This window comes from Paenibacillus sp. FSL H8-0283 (assembly GCF_045040675.1).
GTDB classification, from domain to species: Bacteria; Bacillota; Bacilli; order Paenibacillales; family Paenibacillaceae; genus Paenibacillus; species Paenibacillus amylolyticus.
Map to the genome: position 1 here is coordinate 4,445,422 of NZ_CP150295.1, position 17,719 is coordinate 4,463,140.

Sequence of the window (17,719 nt, forward strand, 5' to 3'; positions counted from 1 at the left end):
GTTTACAGACGTTGAAGGGCTTCTTTTTCCGTGACCCAATTAATTTGATATGGAAAAATACGATTAAAGTACGGAACAATCTCCTGCGCTACTTGCTCCACCGCATAGGACTTGCCCGTTATATCCTCCAGTGAGGTAACGCCATACTGTTCAATCCCACAAGGAACAATCCCCTGAAACCCTGCATGTTGAATGCCTGAGCTGATGTTAAAAGCAAACCCGTGACTGGTCACAAAACCGCGGCGGTGTTTGCAACGATTAAACTTGATGCCGATTGCAGCAATCTTCATATCACCAATCCACACACCCGTGTAACCCTCTTTGCGTCCAGCTTCAATGCCCTGGTCTGCGAGATAATCCATAAGCACCTGCTCAAGTTTCCGTAGATAGCCGTGCAGATCCAGGTCTTCATCCCGACCAAGAATCAATAACGGGTAACCTACCAACTGGCCCGGGCCATGATAAGTAATATCACCGCCACGGTCAATTTGAAACAAAGAAATCCCTTGCTCACGCAACTCTTCCGGACTGAGAAGCAGATGCTCCGGATGATTTTGTGAGCCGATCGTATACGTTGGTGGATGCTGTAAAAGCAGCATCTGCTCCGCTCCCTCGCCCTCGTCCAATCGCTGCACAATCGCTTTCTGGCGGTTCCAAGCCTCTTCATAATCAAGCATTGATATGTATGCAACATCCAGCGGCTTGCTCATGATTCCCACACCCTTCTGCTTCAGGTTCAGTGTACAATTGAGCACCTGTCCGTAGACAGCAGGAAAAGTGCACGGCCTCCGGCACATACACTTTCCCGACAACTATTTACTTAATACACCTTGGTCTCCATGGTATATCCTTCAAGGTTTTCTTTGACACGTTGCAAGAAACGTCCGCTGATTACACCATCCAGGATTCGGTGATCCAGCGACAGACACAGGTTAGCCATCGAACGAACAGCGATCATATCATTAATAACCACTGGTTTCTTGACAATCGACTCGAATGTAAGAATGGCTGCCTGCGGGTAGTTAATGATTGGCTGGGACAGGATCGAACCAAATGAACCGGTGTTGTTCACCGTGAACGTACCACCTTGCATATGGTCCAGCTTCAACGTACCTTCACGTGTTTTACGAGCTAGCTCATCGACTTCACGGGCCAGACCTGCAATATTTCGCTGATCGGCATGTTTGATTACGGGTGTAAGTACAGAATCTTCGGTTCCTACCGCCATGGACAGGTTAATGTCCCGTTTGACGATAATTTTGTCCACTGCCCATACCGAGTTCATGATTGGGTAGTCTTTAATCGCGTTAACGACTCCCTTCATCATGAAGGACAGATATGTCAGATTGATGCCTTCCTTACGCTTGAATTCATCCTTGAGTTTATTGCGCAGCATCACAAGATTGGTTACATCCACTTCGATCATTGTCCATGCATGCGGGATTTCCGATACGCTTTGACGCATATTCCGGGCAATGGCATTACGCACAGGGGTAACATCGATGAAATACTCCGATCTTCCCTGGCCGCCACCTTCCACTTCGATCTGTGGAATTTTCGGACTTTCGGTTAGATGAATGCCTGAATGTCTCACAGGAACACCTGCATCGGACGCTGAGATCGCTTCTCCAGCGGTCAAACCCATTTCTCCATTTCCACGATTCACTCCGCTGAATGGAGAAGCAGACGGCATACTAGAAGGTGTATGCTGAACTGCTGCAGATGATGCTTGTGCGGACGATCCAGCCGCGTTACCTCCCTGTGCAACAAATGTCAGCACATCTTTGCGGGTAATACGACCACCGGCACCGGTGCCTTGAATGCTTTGCAAGTTCAAGCCATGCTCTGCTGCCAAGGATTGCACTGCCGGGGAATACCGATTACGCATCGGCTGGTTCGGATCATGTCCTGCTGTATTTGACGCGGCAAGAGGAGTGAGGCTCGCATGTTGCTGCACTTGCTCCTGTTGCTGCGATACTTGTGTTACTTGCTCAGCCGCTTCTTCATCAGAAGCTGCGACCTGCATGCGGCAGATTGCTTCACCAACAGCAATCGTTGTGCCCTCTTCCACCAAAAGGTCACCCATAATTCCATCCACAGTGGATGGAATCTCGGCATTAACTTTATCAGTGATTACTTCACAGATCGGCTCGTACTGTTCCACACGGTCGCCCGGTTTTTTCAACCATTTGCCTATGGTAGCCGAGACCAGCGATTCCGCCAATTGCGGCATAATGACCTCGATCCATTTCATACGTTCAGCCATTTGATTATCACTCCAAACTTTACTTTTAAACGATCCAAAAACGAAATTAAAACTCGGCAAGTGTACGCATTGCTGCTTTGGCTTTGTCCTTGCTCAGCATGTAGAATTTCTCCAATGTTGGGCTAATTGGCATGGCCGGCACATCAGGTCCGCAAAGACGCTGAATCGGTGCATCCAGTTCAAAAAGACATTCCTCACTAATAATCGCGGCAACTTCGGCACCTACACCACCCGTTTTGTTATCTTCGTGTACGATCAGCACTTTGCCTGTCAGACGAGCGGAAGCAATAATCGCTTCACGATCCAACGGTTGCAATGTGCGCAGATCGAGAACGTGTGCTGTAATGCCTTCTTCACGCTCCAGCTCCTCAGCAGCCTGCATGACAAAATGCAGCGGCTGACTGTAACCGATCACCGTAATATCCGCACCCTCACGAAGTACGTTGGCTTTACCAATCGGAACGATGTAATCATCTTCAGGCACATCTTCCTTGATAAGTTTGTAGCATTTTTTATTTTCAAAAAAGAGTACCGGGTCCGGGTCGCGAATAGCGGCCTTCAGCAGTCCCTTAGCATCGTATGCCGAGTAGGGAGCTATAATTTTCAGACCAGGTGTCCCAAAGAAAATCGATTCCGGACATTGGGAGTGATACAACCCACCGAAGATCCCGCCACCAATCGGCGCGCGGATAACAATCGGACAGCTCCAGTCATTGTTGGAACGATAGCGAATTTTTGCCGCTTCACTAATGATCTGGTTGGTTGCCGGCAACATGAAGTCCGAATATTGCATTTCGGCAATCGGCTTCATGCCATACATCGCTGCACCAATGGCAACACCTGCAATAGCGGATTCAGACAATGGTGTGTCCATCACTCGCATTTCGCCAAACTGATCTTGCAGCCCTTTAGTTGTGGTAAACACACCACCTTTGAGACCTACGTCTTCACCAAGGATAAAAACATTCTCATCCCGTTCCATCTCTTCTTTCATCGCGAGACGGATTGCATCAATATATTCCATCACTGCCATACTTACCGTCCCCCTTCTTCGCTGTCCGCATAAACGTGCGTCAGAGTGTCCTCAGGTTTAGGATATGGCGCGTTGTCTGCATATTCAGTTGCTTCTTTCATTTCCAGCGCAAGCTGGGAAGCCAGATCCGCATCCCGGGCTTCGTCCCAGATGCCACAATCGATCAAGTAGTTCTTCATACGAGGAACGCCATCTTTCTTCCAGTTCTCCTCAACTTCCTCTTTGGTCCGGTAAGCCAGATCATTATCGGAGGTGGAATGAGGTGACAACCGATACATCATCGCTTCAATCAGTGTCGGGCCTTCCCCGGCTATGGCACGGCGACGTGCTTCCTTCACTGCAGCATATACTTCTAATGCATCATTACCATCTACACGTAGTCCGGGGAAACCGTATCCTTGTGCTCGATCGGATATTTTGCCGCTCAACTGTTTATGAATCGGTACCGAAATTGCATATTGATTGTTCTCACACATAATAATGACAGGCAATTTGTGCACACCTGCAAAGTTGGCTCCCTCATGGAAGTCACCCTGATTGCTTGATCCTTCGCCAAACGTAACAAAAGAAACAAATTCTTGCTTCTTCATTTTGGCAGCCAGCGCAAATCCAACAGCGTGCGGAACCTGTGTTGTAACCGGGCTGGAACCCGTCACAATCCGCAGCTTTTTGTGACCGAAGTGACCCGGCATTTGCCTACCGCCACTATTCGGATCTTCCGCCTTCGCAAAAGCAGACAACATCAACTCACGCGGAGTCATGCCTACCGCAAGTACAAAACCGTAATCGCGGTAATAAGGTAAATAATAATCGTGATCCCGATCCAAACCAAAAGCAGCGCCTACTTGCGCAGCTTCCTGTCCTACACCGGATACGTGAAAGTTAATTTTGCCAGCCCGTTGCAAGAGCAAGCAACGCTCGTCAAACTTGCGCGCGAGCAGCATGTATTTGTACATATCCAATACTTCACCATCGCTAAGTCCCAGCTGTTGATGCCGGTGGACCGCGTCTGCAGTACCTTGTGAACTCATATGAGGTACCTCCTTTTAATCAGAGCCTGTGCCACTCTTACTACCCGATCTTATAACCTGGTACTAAGACTTGGCTTAACCTTATTATAATCCCTTTTACCCAAAAAAGGAAAGGACCTTTCTCATAAGCTTGTTTGGCTTACATTCCAATGGCCTTTCCATCGACCGCCAACATGGCTTCACCCATAATTTCCGACAGAGAAGGGTGCGGATGAATGGTTTGTCCGACTTCCCAAGGTGTGGCATCCAGCATCTGAGCCAGAGAAGCCTCAGCGATCAATTCCGTCACATGGGTGCCAATCATATGTACCCCCAATATATCATTCGTCTTGGCATCTGCGATCACCTTCACGAATCCATCCCGACTTCCGTGAATAAGCGATTTGCCAATGGCCGAAAATGGGAACTTGCCTGTTTTAATGTCATAGCCACGTTCTTTGGCTTCACGCTCGGTGAATCCGATGCTTGCTGCTTCCGGACGTGTGTACACACAGCGCGGGATACGGTGGGATTCTACGGCATGTACCGTTTTGCCCGCCAGATGATCGACAGCGAGAATGCCTTCATGACTTGCGGCATGTGCAAGCTGCAAACCGCCGATGCAGTCACCAATGGCGTAGATGTGACCTTCACCGGTCTGTAACTGTTTGTTCACAGCGATGAACCCACGCTCCAGTTTGATATCTGTATTTTCGAGTCCGATATTTTCGACATTAGCCTGACGTCCAACCGACACGAGCATTTTCTCCGCTCTTAGCGTTTCCTGCTTATCTTCACCAAGCTGCACATCAATCTGAATACCCTCTTGATCCGTGTTATATGTTTCGGTTAGAACGGTGGCACCTGTCAGGAAACGGACACCTCGTTTGCCGAGCAATCGCTGCATTTCTCTGGCAACATCCTCATCCTCGGCAGGCAACACGTGAGCAGCTGCTTCTACTACTGTGATGTCTACGCCAAAGTCATTCAGCATGGATGCCCACTCCAATCCAATCACACCCCCACCAACAATGATGAGTGATGCAGGAAGTTCATCCATACGCAGTGCTTCGTCGCTGCTCATTATGAATTTGCCGTCCGGTTCCAGGCCCGGCAACACACGTGGACGCGAACCAGTGGCAATGATGAGATTGGTTGGAACTACCGTATCCATCTCGCCATCTTCAAACTCCACAGCGACTGCTCCGCTCTGCGGTGAGAAGATGGATGGTCCGATGACGCGACCTTTCGCGTGTACAACCTGGATTTTATTTTTTTTCATCAAATACTGAACGCCCTGGTGGAGCTGTTCGACAATTGCATCCTTGCGCGCCTGTACTTTGGGAAATACAAGTGTAGCTCCAGCTGTCTCGATACCATACGTCTCGCTCTCCTGGATCTCGGCGTATACTTCCGCGCTTTTCAGCAAAGCCTTACTCGGAATACAACCACGATGCAGACAGGTTCCACCAAGCTTGTCCTTCTCAATAATAACGACCTGTTTTCCCAGCTGTGCAGCCCGGATCGCGGCTACATATCCACCGGTCCCTCCTCCAAGAATTGCAACATCACATGTAATTGGCATCTCTCATGTTCTCCTCTATGAATCAAATTTCAATATAATTTATGATGGCTTGAATCATGGTTTGGCTTATACCCTCTATACTCCATTGTACTCTCCTTGAGCGGTCAACTCAAAGTTTGAAGCAATCACACATGGACAGCCTATGCATTCCAAGCTATGATGGAAACAGGTATGATCTGTAAGCGTAACCTTTATTTAATGTCGACTTTGGCAGAAAGGGTATAATGCTCATGAATACAAGATTGGTCTTTGCGCGATTTTTGGCAATTGTTGTTCTGGTCATCCCCGGGTTAATGGCTATGAAGGGTTTTCTGATGATGAAAGATGCCCTGTTCCTATATTATGCCGAGCACGGGAACGAACTGATTTCACCAGGATTCCAGTGGCTTTCCTTTGGCGGTGGACTTGTCCTTTTTGCCGCAGGTATGAGTTTTCTGGGAGGCTGGATCTTGTTCCGTGACCGCAAGCGTAATTATGTAGGTCCCCGTTTCCGGTCCAAAAGTGTACCCGAAAAAGCAGAGACGCCCGGAAGGACTCCATGAGTCCGGGCTTTTTGTGTGCTTATACAACACACCGCCTACTTTACATAGACAGGATGGATCATCATGGTATCATTTCTAATCACGTTACAACGATTGCTCAAAGGCATTTTCCATGCGTTCAAAGACCCTAAGTTTCTGGCTCTGTTCGCGTTAACGGCAGCAACGTTGCTATCAGGCACTTTATTTTACACTCGTGTTGAAGGTCTGCACTGGATCGATGCGTTATACTTCTGTGCGGTTACCCTGACTACGGTGGGACATCCTGAATTTGTGCCAACCACCGGATTCAGCAAAGCCTTTACCGTAATTTACATGTTTGCGGGCATTGGTCTCACCTTTGCCATGATTGCCAGAATTACAGCAGGTATTCTATTCCCTCGCAAATTAAAGACAGAAGAGGACCCGGAGTAATCTCCGGGTCATTCGTATAAGGCATCCCGCAGTTTGGTAGACATACGTGATTCTTTGGAAGAAGACTTCAAGATCGTTCTACGCAAGGTAAGGTTACTTGCCTGCAGTCTCTCCGCTTCTGCGAACAGTTCTGCAAATAACGCCTGCGCCGCTTCATCTAGAGATCCCTGTTCTTTCAGGCTTTCATATCGCTCTTGAAGTGATGATAATGCTTCACTCATACTAAAACACCTCTTTTCACAACTCCTGTTAACTAGCTGCCGTAACCAATACCTTAACATTCCATATAGTAACACAAAGCTGCGCAGATTAGTTCTGGCTCTTTCCAAAGATTTTGTGGTACTCTGTAAAGGTCGCTTTTTTTGTTGAATCCCGTATGTGAGAGGAGTAGCAACACCGTGCAAACAGGACGTATTACCGTAATTACTGGACCCATGTTCAGTGAAAAATCCGGTGAACTCATTCGCCGTTGTCAGAAATTAATACAATTTGGCCGTAAAAAGGTTGTGGCCTACAAACCAGCCGAGGATAATCGGTTTGCCCAGGACGAGATCGTAAGCCGAATTGGTTATCGACTCCCTGCCCATTCCATTCCCCGGCAATTAACCCCGGAATCCGTAGAAATGATCTTGAACCAAACCATAGATGCTGATGTTGTTGCATTTGATGAAGTACAATTTTTCAGCAGTGCCATTATGGAACTTGTCTCGGAGTTAGCGTATTGTGGCAAACATGTCATTGTGGACGGACTTAATATGGATTACCGTGGTAAGGAATTCGGATATGTCGGTGGTTTGCTTGCCATGGCAGACGACATTGAGAAACTCTCGGCTTTCTGTGCGGTATGTGGCAGCCCGGATGCAGCCTTTACGCAACGTATCGTCAATGGGGAGCCTGTCACCTTGGGTCCGGTTGTCATGATTGGCGATTCAGAAGCTTACGAGCCACGCTGTCGTTGCTGCTTCATTCCTCCTCACAAAGTTGAATGCTCCTCATAATTCCTAAAAGATCGATCTTAGATATTTTCCAAAAAGGCCCCTTGGGGCTTTTTTTGTTATAGAGCAAACATTCGCACAAAAAAGCACCGCTTCGCAGCGATGCTTCCAGAGTCACTTCCCGCTAGTCACGGGAAACAAAATATTTGTTGGTCATGTAGTAAGCGTCACCACGCGACGTTTCCACCATTCCTTTTTTGGCATCCAAAAATACAATCTCTTTACACTTTGTACAGTACCATTTTGTGCGCTTGTATGGGGATTCCGTCACATAAGCCGTGCCACATTTACAATCAATCTTCATTAATAACTCGGTTGATTTATAAGCACTGGACAAGCGTTCCAGGTTATCCTGCTGCTGTGTAGGCATAATGGTCTGCTGATAATCCGATAAATGATTTTGAACCTTGAAGTCTGCTACCAATCCTGCATTCAATCCAAAAAACTCCTTGCCGATTTCGGTCACGAAGCGCTTCTCATTTCTGTAGCAATCCAGCCACTCAATAATCTGCTTATTAGACAGTGGAACCGTACCCTTGATACCGCTGTTTAAGGTGTAGGTCATGATGTATAAAGTATCGTCTTGTCTACCTGAGTACATTAGAATCCTCCTTCGAATACATTTGCTAATGTACTACAAAAACGCGCATAAATCAAAAAATTCTTATTTCCTGAGCGCATCTCTTCTTATTAAATGGGAAACATTCCACGTTCATCCGCTAAAGACTTACAAGAACTGCATACACCTGAAACATTTCCCTGTGGCGCGGCATAATGCACGACCGATTTAACGTTTTTCTTGCATATGGAACAGTAGTGCCTCCTTTCCTTTTTTGGGATATAATCCGATAGCTTAACCACGTTTTTGTTCGGTCGGAATCGTTGTAAGAAACCCGGCCATTTCATCTCGCTTCACTCTTTCTTGTTCGTCTACTTCGTAGTCATTTTTTTACTCTGGGCTAATAATCATCTCGTCTTTTTTTATGTATACGATTCCAAGTTGTGCGTGCCTATCTCATAATCTATTCGACGTTTTGAGCGTTTTTCCTGTTTTTAATCTCTACACATATAAAAAAAACCGACAGAACCTGCTCTCCTTTTTTTCGGAAGAACAGTATTTTAGTCGGTTCCAGCCTTATTTATAAAAAGTTCCCAGAACGTCCAGCTCTGATGAACGCTCAATTCGAAATGGATAGATATACCCCTGATTCATTCGGGTAAATTTGCGGCTCCACAGATCCAGTCCCGATGTGAACTGATAGGCCTGATATATAAATTTAGAGCAGTAATTGCGCTCAATACTGCGCAGATTGGTCTGCAAACGGTAGAATTTTACCTGCTTGTAATGGTCGTGTACCCACCCCGCTGCTTTCATTCCTGCCTCATTCAATCTGGAACGGAATACAATGAAACGATCTCCTTCATAAAATCGCGTCAGATACCACTCTAATGAATCAGCAAATACAGGCCCATAAGGGTGCACATGATACACCTTGCCGTCGAGACCGATAATGCCCATATGCCCGGCGTAATACGTCGATTCCGAGCTTGGCGTGTACACAATATCCCCTGGCTCTAGCTTCATCTCGCCCAACGCGTTAATAGGCAAGTCCTGATGCAGCCGTTTGGCTGCTGAACGTTCACGCCGCCCTTCAACCAACAAGCGATGAAGCGCGCCAGCCAGTGCGAGATACATTTCAGACCATTTGATCTTTTTTTTATCAGATCGTTTGAACCACCGCTGGATGAAGGTGAAGCCTCGTTGTGGCTGTGATCCCTTTTTCATACGCTGCACTCCACTCTGATCTAGTTATTGTATCTTGATGTTATTCTAAAGTTTCTCAAGCTTATTATAGACATTTGGTGGTTCATGTTCAATTCGAAGTGTGTTCTATCTTGTGCCATTATGCCTTCTTATTACCCATTTTATGCAAAAAAGATGACTTCGGAATGAACTCGAAGTCATCTTAATATAACCGATCGCAGACCTTTATTCTTCTACAACGCCAAGGGCTTTATTTTTCTCTTTAAAGCGACTGTTATGGGAAGAAACATAAGCCACTTTTTCCGCTTCAGGGTCCATGTATAGCTTCGCACTGTTTACCGCTAGGGCTGCATCTGTGAAAGTACCCGCAATCAGGTACAGTTTGCTACCATAATCTACAAAATCGCCTGCGCCAAACACGCCGGGAATATTGGTTTGCAATCTCTCCGTTGTAGTGACATGCCATTCTCCAAGATCAAGTCCCCAATCCCGGATTGGACCAAAGTCACTCTTCATGCCATGGTTTACAATGACAGCATCGACTTCAAGCAGTTCAGTTTCACCTGTGTCCACATGTGAGATGGTCACCTGTTCAATCACATCACCACTCTTACTATGCAAGGTCTCTACCGCGTAAGGTGTACGGACATCTACAGAGGATTCTCTCATACGCAGTACATTACGCTCCAACCCGCCAAAGCGGTCACGACGATGCACAACCGTAACTTGCTCTGCCAGTGCTTCCAGTTCATTCGCCCAGTCCACAGCAGAGTCGCCTCCACCCGAGATTAGCACACGTTTACCACGGAATGGCTCTAGTTCCTGCACAGTATAGTGCAGATTGCTAACCTCATAGCGGTCTGCACCTTCAAGCTCCAGCTTGGCCATTTTATATATACCATATCCGATTGCCATAATGACGGTACGTGTCCAGTGTTGCTCACCTGTTGCAGAAGTTAACAGAATTGTGCCATCAGGTTGACGCTCGAATCCTTCGATCTGTTGTTCAAATACGAGGGTTGGCTCAAAAGTTCTTGCCTGTTCTTCCAATTGTTTGATCAGATCTTCACACAGAATTGGCGTCACACCCCCGACATCCCAGATCATTTTCTCCGGATAAAAGAGCATGCGACCTCCCAATCTGTCACGTGCCTCAATCAACTTGGTCTTCATATCTCGCATGCCGCTATAAAAGGCAGAGTACATGCCCGCAGGGCCACCGCCGATAATGGTTACATCATAAAGTTCCAACTGCTGATTCATATTAAAAATACCTCCGTTAATTCGATCCAGAACATCGAGTATTTGATATCGATTCTCATTATCACTTAAATCCTAGTGTAATGGTAATCTTATCAAAATACAATGGCTAAAAAACAAACATTTCTTGTACAAAAATTTCACGAACACATCTGCTCTTTACTATTGCGCTCTTGGAGTCGCCAACAGCTTTTCAACGACAAAATCAAGTTGTTTATTAATTGAATAGATATCCGAATAATAGAAGAAATCGAAATCAATCTCAATCAGACGACCTTCCTTGATCGCTGGGATACTGCTCCATATTGGATTATCTGTCAAGTTATCTGCCCCTTCATACACAGAGCGAAACACATAGTCTCCGATATATTCAGGAAGGACTTCCATGGAAATCGTGGAGCCTGCCGCGTCCGAGACCACGTCGATTTTTTTCTGTACGACTTCAGGTGCTTTCATTCCCAAGTACTCGTATACCGCCTGAGATCCACGGCCAAATTGTTTGCTTTCCACAATAACCATCCCTTTCAAACCGCCCTCCACAATGGAGATTGTTTTGTCCAGTATGCCTGCATCTGCAAGAGTTTTCTTACTCTCTTCGACTTTGTTGTTGAGATTGGTGATTAACGTCTCGGCTTCCTGCTCTTTGCCAAAGATACTTGCTATATCATGAAGTCTCTCTTCTGTAGTCAATTTCTCATACGGAATATATACCGTAGGTGCAATATCTTTTAATAACGTATACGTCTCTTCTGAAGGAACAATGATCAGATCCGGATCAAGATCAATGACAGCTTCAGGATTCGGTTCAAACCAGGTACCCAATGCGTTTACACCCTCTAGCTCACTCTTGTAGGCAGCCCCGTCATATACATCTGAGGTGGCGATTGGCTTAATTCCAAGCGCAACTACGTCTCCCTGGAGATATAGTACAACAACCCGTTTCGGATTCGCTGGAACAACTACGTCGCCCTTAACCGTTGAGACCGTGCGTGTTTCATTGTCTTTGTTTGTCTGGCTTCCTGTGTCTGATGATACTGCCGTACTGCTGTTATTGGAACTGGCACCCGTTCCTTCGCCAGCTGCTGGTGTTGTTGCTGTACCCGAAGAGCAGGCTGCGAGGAGCATCGTTATGCTCAATAATGCAACCATAATCATACTGGAACTTGTTTTTCTTCTTTTCATTGGTGTAGACCCTCCGTCTATATATTGATAATGATTCTCATAATCAATATATCCCGACTTCCATCTTCGGCCAATGGACGATTCAGAGATTACCAATGGACGATCCTCTGTTTTCGCTTCTTCTCTCATCTTTCGTTGATACTGTATCGGAGAGATCCCCACATGTTTTTTGAAGATACGACTAAAATAATACACATCCGAATAACCTACTTCTGCTGCAATTTCACTCAGCGTTGCATCAGATCGCAAAAGCAGATTGCGAGCCTTAGCGATTCGGGTCTGAATTAAATAATCAATGGGACTGTGACCCGTCTGTCGTTTGAATTGCATGGATAAATGACGGGAGCTGTAGTTGAACTGTTCAGCCAGGAAATCAAGCGTGACCTGTTCCCTATAATGATTCTGTATATAACGAAGTGTTTGTTTCACCGGGTCAGCAAGCTCTGTTTTGATCTCCTGCTCTGCCAATTGAACCATCATTTCATGAATGAACTGGTAAAATAAACTTTTTGTATGAAGCAGATCCAGACTGCCAGATTGAATCCATGCACCCTCAAGCTCATCAAGGTAACGTAATAACCCCAGCGGACTACTCGGTGCAAATCCATATTGCAAAGAGAACGGTGCAACTTCCGGCTGTGCCAATAACCACTTTTTACGATAACTAGGAAAGGCAAGAAATGCTCTGTAATAGAGCAGAATATATTCGAAATCTTCGTTGGTTTGGATATCCAGTGAAGATCCTTTGGCCCCATGAAGCATGTAGAACCGCTCTGCCTTGTATGTTTGTCCATCCAACTGAAGCACAGCAGATCCTCGAATCGTATATATAAAACCATTTGCCGGAAGTGTGTAGGAACTCAGTTGTGCCCCTGCCTCCATAACGATTCGGCGTATATCCAGAACCTTAACAGCGGCATGATTCCAGCATTTCATCTGTTCGTCTAATTGCATCGAATACTCTCCAATCCCAACCTCACCCGGAACAAAGGCCTTACAAGGTCATCATTCTGCCACACATCCGATAACATATGCCTAGCAGAGGTTCACTAATGTACCTTTATTATAAATGATAATAATTTTCATTATCAACTGAAATTTAGAATGGAATTGGATTTCATCTCATCAATCACTTGTTAGACTTAATTTGGTTCAGAGATCTTCTTAAACCACGCGGCCAATTCCTCTGTTTGATCCAATGTTGCAATCGGGTCAAAGTACCATGAACGATCCGGGCTCCAGATAAACACACGATCATTTTTAACCGCATCCAGTGAACTCCAGACCGGTTTCGATTTCAACTCTTCCAGGGTCAGATTATCTGCTGTTAGAATAATGTAGTCTCCGGCAAACTCAGGAATCGCTTCCGATGAAACTTCAACCAGTTGATCCTTCATTAAGATCTCTTTTTTATCTGCAGGAGGATTCAAACCAAGCGCGCTGTAGACTGCCTGACCTCCCCGACCAAAATTATCACCAAAGGCCAACGGTGCTTTATCATAGAACTGCATGACCGACACCTCGGCCTGCGGATCAATTGCCTCACCAACACGTTTCTTGGCATCTGCAATTCTTGCGTCATAATCGGCTAACCATGCCTCAGATTCTTTTTCTTTATTTAGCACTTCACCGAAATAGGCAATTTCTTCGTGGGTGTTTTTCAATTCGCCATAAGGTACAACCAAGGTAGGTGCAATCTTGCTAAAGGAATCAAATAAATCAGGATTACCTGTCACAATGAGATCCGGTTCAAGTTCCAACACCTTTTCTAGAGAGATGGTTTCATATTCGCCAATATTCTGCACGCCCTCAAGTGATTTGATAAAATAAGGATTTTTCAGGTTCATCTCGGGTGTACCCACAGGTTTAATCCCCAGGGCGATCAGACTTCCCAGATACAAGTCAACCACAATCCGTTTAGGTTCAGCAGGGATTGTAATATCTCCCTTCACCGTTGAGATTATACGTGGTTCAGATGTTTTGGCTTGATTCTCCGCTGTTACTGTCTTCGTGGAACTTGACGTACTATTGCTTCCGGATGCATCCCCGCTTGAATTACTGGCAACACCTGTTGAGCATGCACTTAGCAGTAACGTAAGACTTAGTAAAATGCTAAACAGCATTCCCGTTCTTGTCTGTCTGTTCATATTTAATGACCCTCCATGTTTATATTGATAATGATTATCACCATCAGTATAAACATAGGGGTGCTGAGGTCTTTTCTTTAAATTGCAAAGGAGAAAGACCTGTATGTTTCTTGAACATACGTCCCAAATAATATCCATCCGGATAACCGATTCCTACAGCGATCTCATCCAACGTGGCGTCCGTTTGCAGCAACATCTCCTTGGCTTTGAACAAACGAAACTGAATCAGATAATCAATGGGACTATATCCCGTCGACTGCTTGAACTTGCGTGACAAACTTCTTGGGCTGCTGCCAATCATTTCTGCTAAAACATGAAGTGTAAGTGGCTGGGTGTAGGAAGACTCTACAATTTCAATGACTTTGCTAACCTGATCCAACATACTTGGATAACGATTGGATATACGAGGAATCTGTGATGAGATCTGCTCCACAAATGCATAGAACAAACTCTTGGCCTGAAAGTGCTGAATAGGGTTCTTTTGATCCCACAAAAAGTGCATCTTTTTCCATTGCTCATATAGTATGGTTGGCATATCGGGGGTAAAGCCATAGTTCATTTGGAACGGATTGATACGCTCCATTAACCTTCCCAGATCATTTCTCCCTCCACTAGGCAGGTTTGCTTTGTACATCAAGTAATATAGGCGCAATCCGGATTCGCCTGCTCGAATCATCAACTTACTCCCTTTTCCCCCATGGAAAATATAAAAGCGACTCACTTCATATGTTTGATTGTCAATCGTCACTCCAGCATCACCCTGAATGGTGAGTACAAAGGTACTTGTCGGAAATTTGTATTTCATCTCTTCATATGCCTCTAATTCAATGTAACGGATATCTGTTATGCTCACCGCAGCATAGTTCCAGAGGATATAATAATCATTCCACATTTTGCTAACCCATCTCCGTCTACATAAATTGTGTCTGTACTCTACTCACTTATTGATAACCATTATCAATTATTATGATGAAGTACGCAATACAACCGACGCAAAATGAATCCATTGCGAGGAAACAAGAGCTATTCAAATCTTTCTCTTAACATCCGATATATGTAAATAGAACCATGATAAAGTGGAGAAGGAGAACAGAGGATATGAATTCAATCTCATCTGCAACTAAAAGCAGTTTCACTCCAGGGAATCAAGTCTCCAATCGGGATAAAGAAATTCAGGGACTCATGCAGCAGAAGACCCGGCTCAATGAAGAAATGCAAGGTGTAAAAACCAATGACGAGTTGGATACCAAAACCAAAGCTCAGCGAATTAAATCCTTAACAAGCTCCATTTCCCAGATCGACAGCCAGATTGCCCAAATTAAAGCTGAAGAATTGCAAGAAAAGAACAAATTAAGACAGCCCGAAAAGGCTCAACAGCAACAACCCAAACCAACCGACGAGGCACGAGCCCCTTCACTCGATCACCTGATCAAGCATAGTCAGACTTATGATCAATTGGGTAAGCTGGTCGGTTTGCGTGATCGCATGCAGGGCTCCATTCAGACCACCGAAGGAGAAACCCGCTTTGACCGACTTGTTCTCGAGATCAATCCTCCCGCAAATGATCTCGATCTAGGCAAATCAATGATGTTGGAAAATTCAGAACGCACCGTCTTTCAGGCAAAGCGAGAGACCGTCCAGGACATCAACTCCCAGTTAAACAAGGTCAATCAGAAGATTGGGGAGCTGGTGGAAGAGATCCATCAGCCCGCACCTAAAAAGGGAATACAACCACCTATCTCTGCAACATCTGGAGAAGAAGATCAGGAAATAAATGAAGGAAAGAAAACGGGAAATAAGGAGCACCCTTCAGATGGTGGAACCACAGATCAGGAATCAGGAAATGGTCCGCAAACTACGGCTTCTACATCTCCTGCTGCTTCATATCCATCTGTCGATATTCGAATCTGAGTACGCATTGATCAAACATAATTTTATGTATACATAATGAGCTTAAAGATTAAAGTGGCTCGTTTGCTACACAACCTTTGACTCGCATCCAATGATAGAACCGCTATTACAGGTGACTAACTCCTGATAAGTAGCGGTTTTTCTGTATTTTAACGTTATGGGTATAGAGGCGAAGCCTCAGCTTCCGAAGAAGCTTTCTTACAGAAAGCTTTTAGACCCACATCTTTAGATTCTCTCTGTCCTCTACGTTCTCGTAATTTTATGTCTAGCACGGAGTAGTGGCGGTATCATTTGCACAGATGATACTTCCAGCAATCGCTTTACAACCTTTTTTGATGCGTGTGGCCTCATCAATTATCTGATCTATGTTTTCATATTTTCGCTTGTTATTGGTTACAACGGCGATGGATACCGACACGAGAGGAATGGGCCGATTTAGCCCGGAACGTCCTTCCCCCAGAACATATTGATGATGCCAATCATGTTCGTTGTAGAATGTCCTTTTCATTTCCTCAAAACCTAAGATGACTTCCTCACTAATATATTTGTAATCATGGTGATTCAGGATTGTAATAAAATCATCACCACCGATATGTCCAAGAAAAGCTTCAGGGGGAACAAATAGCTTGCGAAGCAAGTTAGCTGTCGCCTGAATAAGCTGATCCCCCATTTTGAAGCCGTAGCTATCATTGTAGGATTTGAATTGATCGAGATCAACGTACAGTACGCTAAATTGGTCCATCTGAAGAGCCTGAGACAGCCTTTCATCTATAATATGATTACCAGGAAGACCAGTCAGCGGGTTCATAAAAATCGCCATTTCAGCCCGTACATCAGCAACAGCAAGGAGCAAACGCCGAATACTCACAGCTCCAAAGAAACTTTCTCCTGACGTGACCAACACAAGATCATATATTTCCCCTTCATCTCGGTCCATGGCTAGAACACTGACATCTGTAATCTGTTCTGAATAATCCACGACCAGTGCCTGTGTGTTCATCACCAGTTCTACAGGACGTCCCATATATAGATTATAGCCATACTGGGTGCCAATCTGCTGAAAGAATCGGGGCCGCATCATTAATGACACATCCTTCTCCCCCATAACAGCTATACCTTCCAGACTAGGATTGGACTTGAAAAGATGATAGACGATATCACATTTTGTATCAGATTGTACTACAGGGATTGGTTCAGCAATCTCGCCTATTTGCGTAAACATACTATTCTACTCCTCTGTTCGTAGCATCTTATCCGAACTTTTCAAATATATATGTAGGTCTTTGTCAATGGTCACATCGTACCACTTTCTACTTGAAAAAGCGTTAACTGAGAGTAAAAGTTTATGAAATATTTCCTTTTCTAAACTTTGCTATAGTGAGCTTATTTTAATGCTTGATCTCAAAATTTTGAAGCAATCATGCAACACTAAATTTCATCATCATGTTCTGTGTTATTTCGTTATGCAAAAATACCGTCATTTACTGGATATCTTTAATCCAATAAATGACGGTATTCGTTGGCATATATTACAGAAGTTTATCGGCATGAAATGAACGAATTCAGATATAGGCCGCCAAAAATCCATTTGGCTAGAATCAAATTTGAATCC

At 45.1% G+C, this 17,719-nt stretch carries 17 protein-coding genes; 4 read left to right on the plus strand and 13 right to left on the minus strand.

All coding sequences use genetic code 11. The features are described from left to right. Positions 1-2 precede the first annotated feature (2 nt). From lipB to lpdA, 5 genes are all read right to left on the minus strand, one after another. Complete coding sequence (gene lipB, locus MHI52_RS19830; protein ID WP_405157510.1) at positions 3-710, minus strand: lipoyl(octanoyl) transferase LipB; 708 nt, start codon at positions 708-710, stop codon at positions 3-5. A 110-nt stretch (positions 711-820) separates the two neighbouring features. Further along, the gene (locus MHI52_RS19835; RefSeq protein WP_405157511.1) at positions 821-2,266 is read right to left on the minus strand and encodes a dihydrolipoamide acetyltransferase family protein; all 1,446 of its coding nucleotides are present in this window, start codon (positions 2,264-2,266) and stop codon (positions 821-823) included. 46 nt (positions 2,267-2,312) lie between these two features. After that, the gene (locus MHI52_RS19840; RefSeq protein ID WP_017687621.1) at positions 2,313-3,299 is read right to left on the minus strand and encodes an alpha-ketoacid dehydrogenase subunit beta; all 987 of its coding nucleotides are present in this window, start codon (positions 3,297-3,299) and stop codon (positions 2,313-2,315) included. A 2-nt stretch (positions 3,300-3,301) separates the two neighbouring features. Then, the gene (locus MHI52_RS19845) at positions 3,302-4,330 is read right to left on the minus strand and encodes a thiamine pyrophosphate-dependent dehydrogenase E1 component subunit alpha (protein ID WP_017687620.1); all 1,029 of its coding nucleotides are present in this window, start codon (positions 4,328-4,330) and stop codon (positions 3,302-3,304) included. Positions 4,331-4,469: 139 nt separating this feature from the next. After that, positions 4,470-5,894, minus strand: coding sequence for a dihydrolipoyl dehydrogenase (gene lpdA, locus MHI52_RS19850; protein ID WP_405157512.1), 1,425 nt, complete (start codon positions 5,892-5,894; stop codon positions 4,470-4,472). A gap of 224 nt (positions 5,895-6,118) precedes the next feature. On the opposite strand from lpdA, the gene MHI52_RS19855 reads away from it, so the two are divergent. Together MHI52_RS19855 and MHI52_RS19860 are read left to right on the plus strand one after the other, a co-directional pair. Then, complete coding sequence (locus MHI52_RS19855) at positions 6,119-6,436, plus strand: DUF2627 domain-containing protein (RefSeq protein ID WP_017687618.1); 318 nt, start codon at positions 6,119-6,121, stop codon at positions 6,434-6,436. Positions 6,437-6,499: 63 nt separating this feature from the next. Next, positions 6,500-6,847, plus strand: a complete 348-nt coding sequence (locus MHI52_RS19860; protein WP_036607883.1) for a potassium channel family protein — start codon at positions 6,500-6,502, stop codon at positions 6,845-6,847. Positions 6,848-6,855: 8 nt separating this feature from the next. Here the strand turns inward: MHI52_RS19860 and MHI52_RS19865 are convergent, their stop codons facing one another. After that, positions 6,856-7,068 carry a hypothetical protein gene (locus tag MHI52_RS19865; RefSeq protein ID WP_076318970.1) on the minus strand — a complete coding sequence of 71 codons (213 nt, stop codon included), beginning with the start codon at positions 7,066-7,068 and terminating at the stop codon, positions 6,856-6,858. Positions 7,069-7,245: 177 nt separating this feature from the next. Between MHI52_RS19865 and MHI52_RS19870 the strand changes: the two genes are divergently transcribed. Next, positions 7,246-7,845, plus strand: a complete 600-nt coding sequence (locus MHI52_RS19870) for a thymidine kinase (RefSeq protein ID WP_017687615.1) — start codon at positions 7,246-7,248, stop codon at positions 7,843-7,845. Positions 7,846-7,966: 121 nt separating this feature from the next. On the opposite strand, the gene MHI52_RS19875 is transcribed toward MHI52_RS19870, so the two are convergent. The 6 genes from MHI52_RS19875 to MHI52_RS19900 all read right to left on the minus strand — a co-directional run bounded on the left by MHI52_RS19875 (position 7,967) and on the right by MHI52_RS19900 (position 15,088). Next, complete coding sequence (locus MHI52_RS19875; RefSeq protein WP_017687614.1) at positions 7,967-8,443, minus strand: hypothetical protein; 477 nt, start codon at positions 8,441-8,443, stop codon at positions 7,967-7,969. 534 nt (positions 8,444-8,977) lie between these two features. Next, complete coding sequence (locus tag MHI52_RS19880; protein WP_017687613.1) at positions 8,978-9,628, minus strand: hypothetical protein; 651 nt, start codon at positions 9,626-9,628, stop codon at positions 8,978-8,980. 204 nt (positions 9,629-9,832) lie between these two features. Continuing rightward, the gene (locus MHI52_RS19885) at positions 9,833-10,870 is read right to left on the minus strand and encodes an NAD(P)/FAD-dependent oxidoreductase (RefSeq protein WP_036675019.1); all 1,038 of its coding nucleotides are present in this window, start codon (positions 10,868-10,870) and stop codon (positions 9,833-9,835) included. A 159-nt stretch (positions 10,871-11,029) separates the two neighbouring features. Next, positions 11,030-13,003, minus strand: a complete 1,974-nt coding sequence (locus tag MHI52_RS19890) for an AraC family transcriptional regulator (protein WP_405157513.1) — start codon at positions 13,001-13,003, stop codon at positions 11,030-11,032. Between the two features lie 188 nt (positions 13,004-13,191). Then, positions 13,192-14,196: an ABC transporter substrate-binding protein gene (locus MHI52_RS19895; protein WP_405157514.1), complete on the minus strand. Its 1,005-nt coding sequence runs from the start codon at positions 14,194-14,196 to the stop codon at positions 13,192-13,194. 43 nt (positions 14,197-14,239) lie between these two features. Next, complete coding sequence (locus MHI52_RS19900) at positions 14,240-15,088, minus strand: helix-turn-helix domain-containing protein (RefSeq protein WP_405157515.1); 849 nt, start codon at positions 15,086-15,088, stop codon at positions 14,240-14,242. Between the two features lie 206 nt (positions 15,089-15,294). Here MHI52_RS19900 and MHI52_RS19905 point away from each other — a divergent pair, with 206 nt between their 5' ends. Next, positions 15,295-16,107, plus strand: coding sequence for a hypothetical protein (locus MHI52_RS19905; RefSeq protein ID WP_405157516.1), 813 nt, complete (start codon positions 15,295-15,297; stop codon positions 16,105-16,107). Between the two features lie 265 nt (positions 16,108-16,372). Here MHI52_RS19905 and MHI52_RS19910 read toward each other — a convergent pair whose 3' ends face one another. Continuing rightward, entirely contained in the window at positions 16,373-17,329 is a 957-nt protein-coding gene (locus MHI52_RS19910; RefSeq protein WP_339283311.1) for a GGDEF domain-containing protein, read from the minus strand. Positions 17,330-17,719 lie beyond the last annotated feature (390 nt).

Bases quoted from the DNA above. Each gene is read 5' to 3' on its own strand.
- lipB (WP_405157510.1), bottom strand. From the start codon at position 710: ATGAGCAAGCCGCTGGATGTTGCATACATATCAATGCTTGATTATGAA.
- MHI52_RS19835 (WP_405157511.1), bottom strand. From the start codon at position 2,266: ATGGCTGAACGTATGAAATGGATCGAGGTCATTATGCCGCAATTGGCG.
- MHI52_RS19840 (WP_017687621.1), bottom strand. From the start codon at position 3,299: ATGGCAGTGATGGAATATATTGATGCAATCCGTCTCGCGATGAAAGAA.
- MHI52_RS19845 (WP_017687620.1), bottom strand. From the start codon at position 4,330: ATGAGTTCACAAGGTACTGCAGACGCGGTCCACCGGCATCAACAGCTG.
- lpdA (WP_405157512.1), bottom strand. From the start codon at position 5,894: ATGCCAATTACATGTGATGTTGCAATTCTTGGAGGAGGGACCGGTGGA.
- MHI52_RS19855 (WP_017687618.1), top strand. From the start codon at position 6,119: ATGCTCATGAATACAAGATTGGTCTTTGCGCGATTTTTGGCAATTGTT.
- MHI52_RS19860 (WP_036607883.1), top strand. From the start codon at position 6,500: ATGGTATCATTTCTAATCACGTTACAACGATTGCTCAAAGGCATTTTC.
- MHI52_RS19865 (WP_076318970.1), bottom strand. From the start codon at position 7,068: ATGAGTGAAGCATTATCATCACTTCAAGAGCGATATGAAAGCCTGAAA.
- MHI52_RS19875 (WP_017687614.1), bottom strand. From the start codon at position 8,443: ATGTACTCAGGTAGACAAGACGATACTTTATACATCATGACCTACACC.
- MHI52_RS19880 (WP_017687613.1), bottom strand. From the start codon at position 9,628: ATGAAAAAGGGATCACAGCCACAACGAGGCTTCACCTTCATCCAGCGG.
- MHI52_RS19885 (WP_036675019.1), bottom strand. From the start codon at position 10,870: ATGAATCAGCAGTTGGAACTTTATGATGTAACCATTATCGGCGGTGGC.
- MHI52_RS19890 (WP_405157513.1), bottom strand. From the start codon at position 13,003: ATGCAATTAGACGAACAGATGAAATGCTGGAATCATGCCGCTGTTAAG.
- MHI52_RS19895 (WP_405157514.1), bottom strand. From the start codon at position 14,196: ATGAACAGACAGACAAGAACGGGAATGCTGTTTAGCATTTTACTAAGT.
- MHI52_RS19900 (WP_405157515.1), bottom strand. From the start codon at position 15,088: ATGTGGAATGATTATTATATCCTCTGGAACTATGCTGCGGTGAGCATA.
- MHI52_RS19905 (WP_405157516.1), top strand. From the start codon at position 15,295: ATGAATTCAATCTCATCTGCAACTAAAAGCAGTTTCACTCCAGGGAAT.
- MHI52_RS19910 (WP_339283311.1), bottom strand. From the start codon at position 17,329: ATGTTTACGCAAATAGGCGAGATTGCTGAACCAATCCCTGTAGTACAA.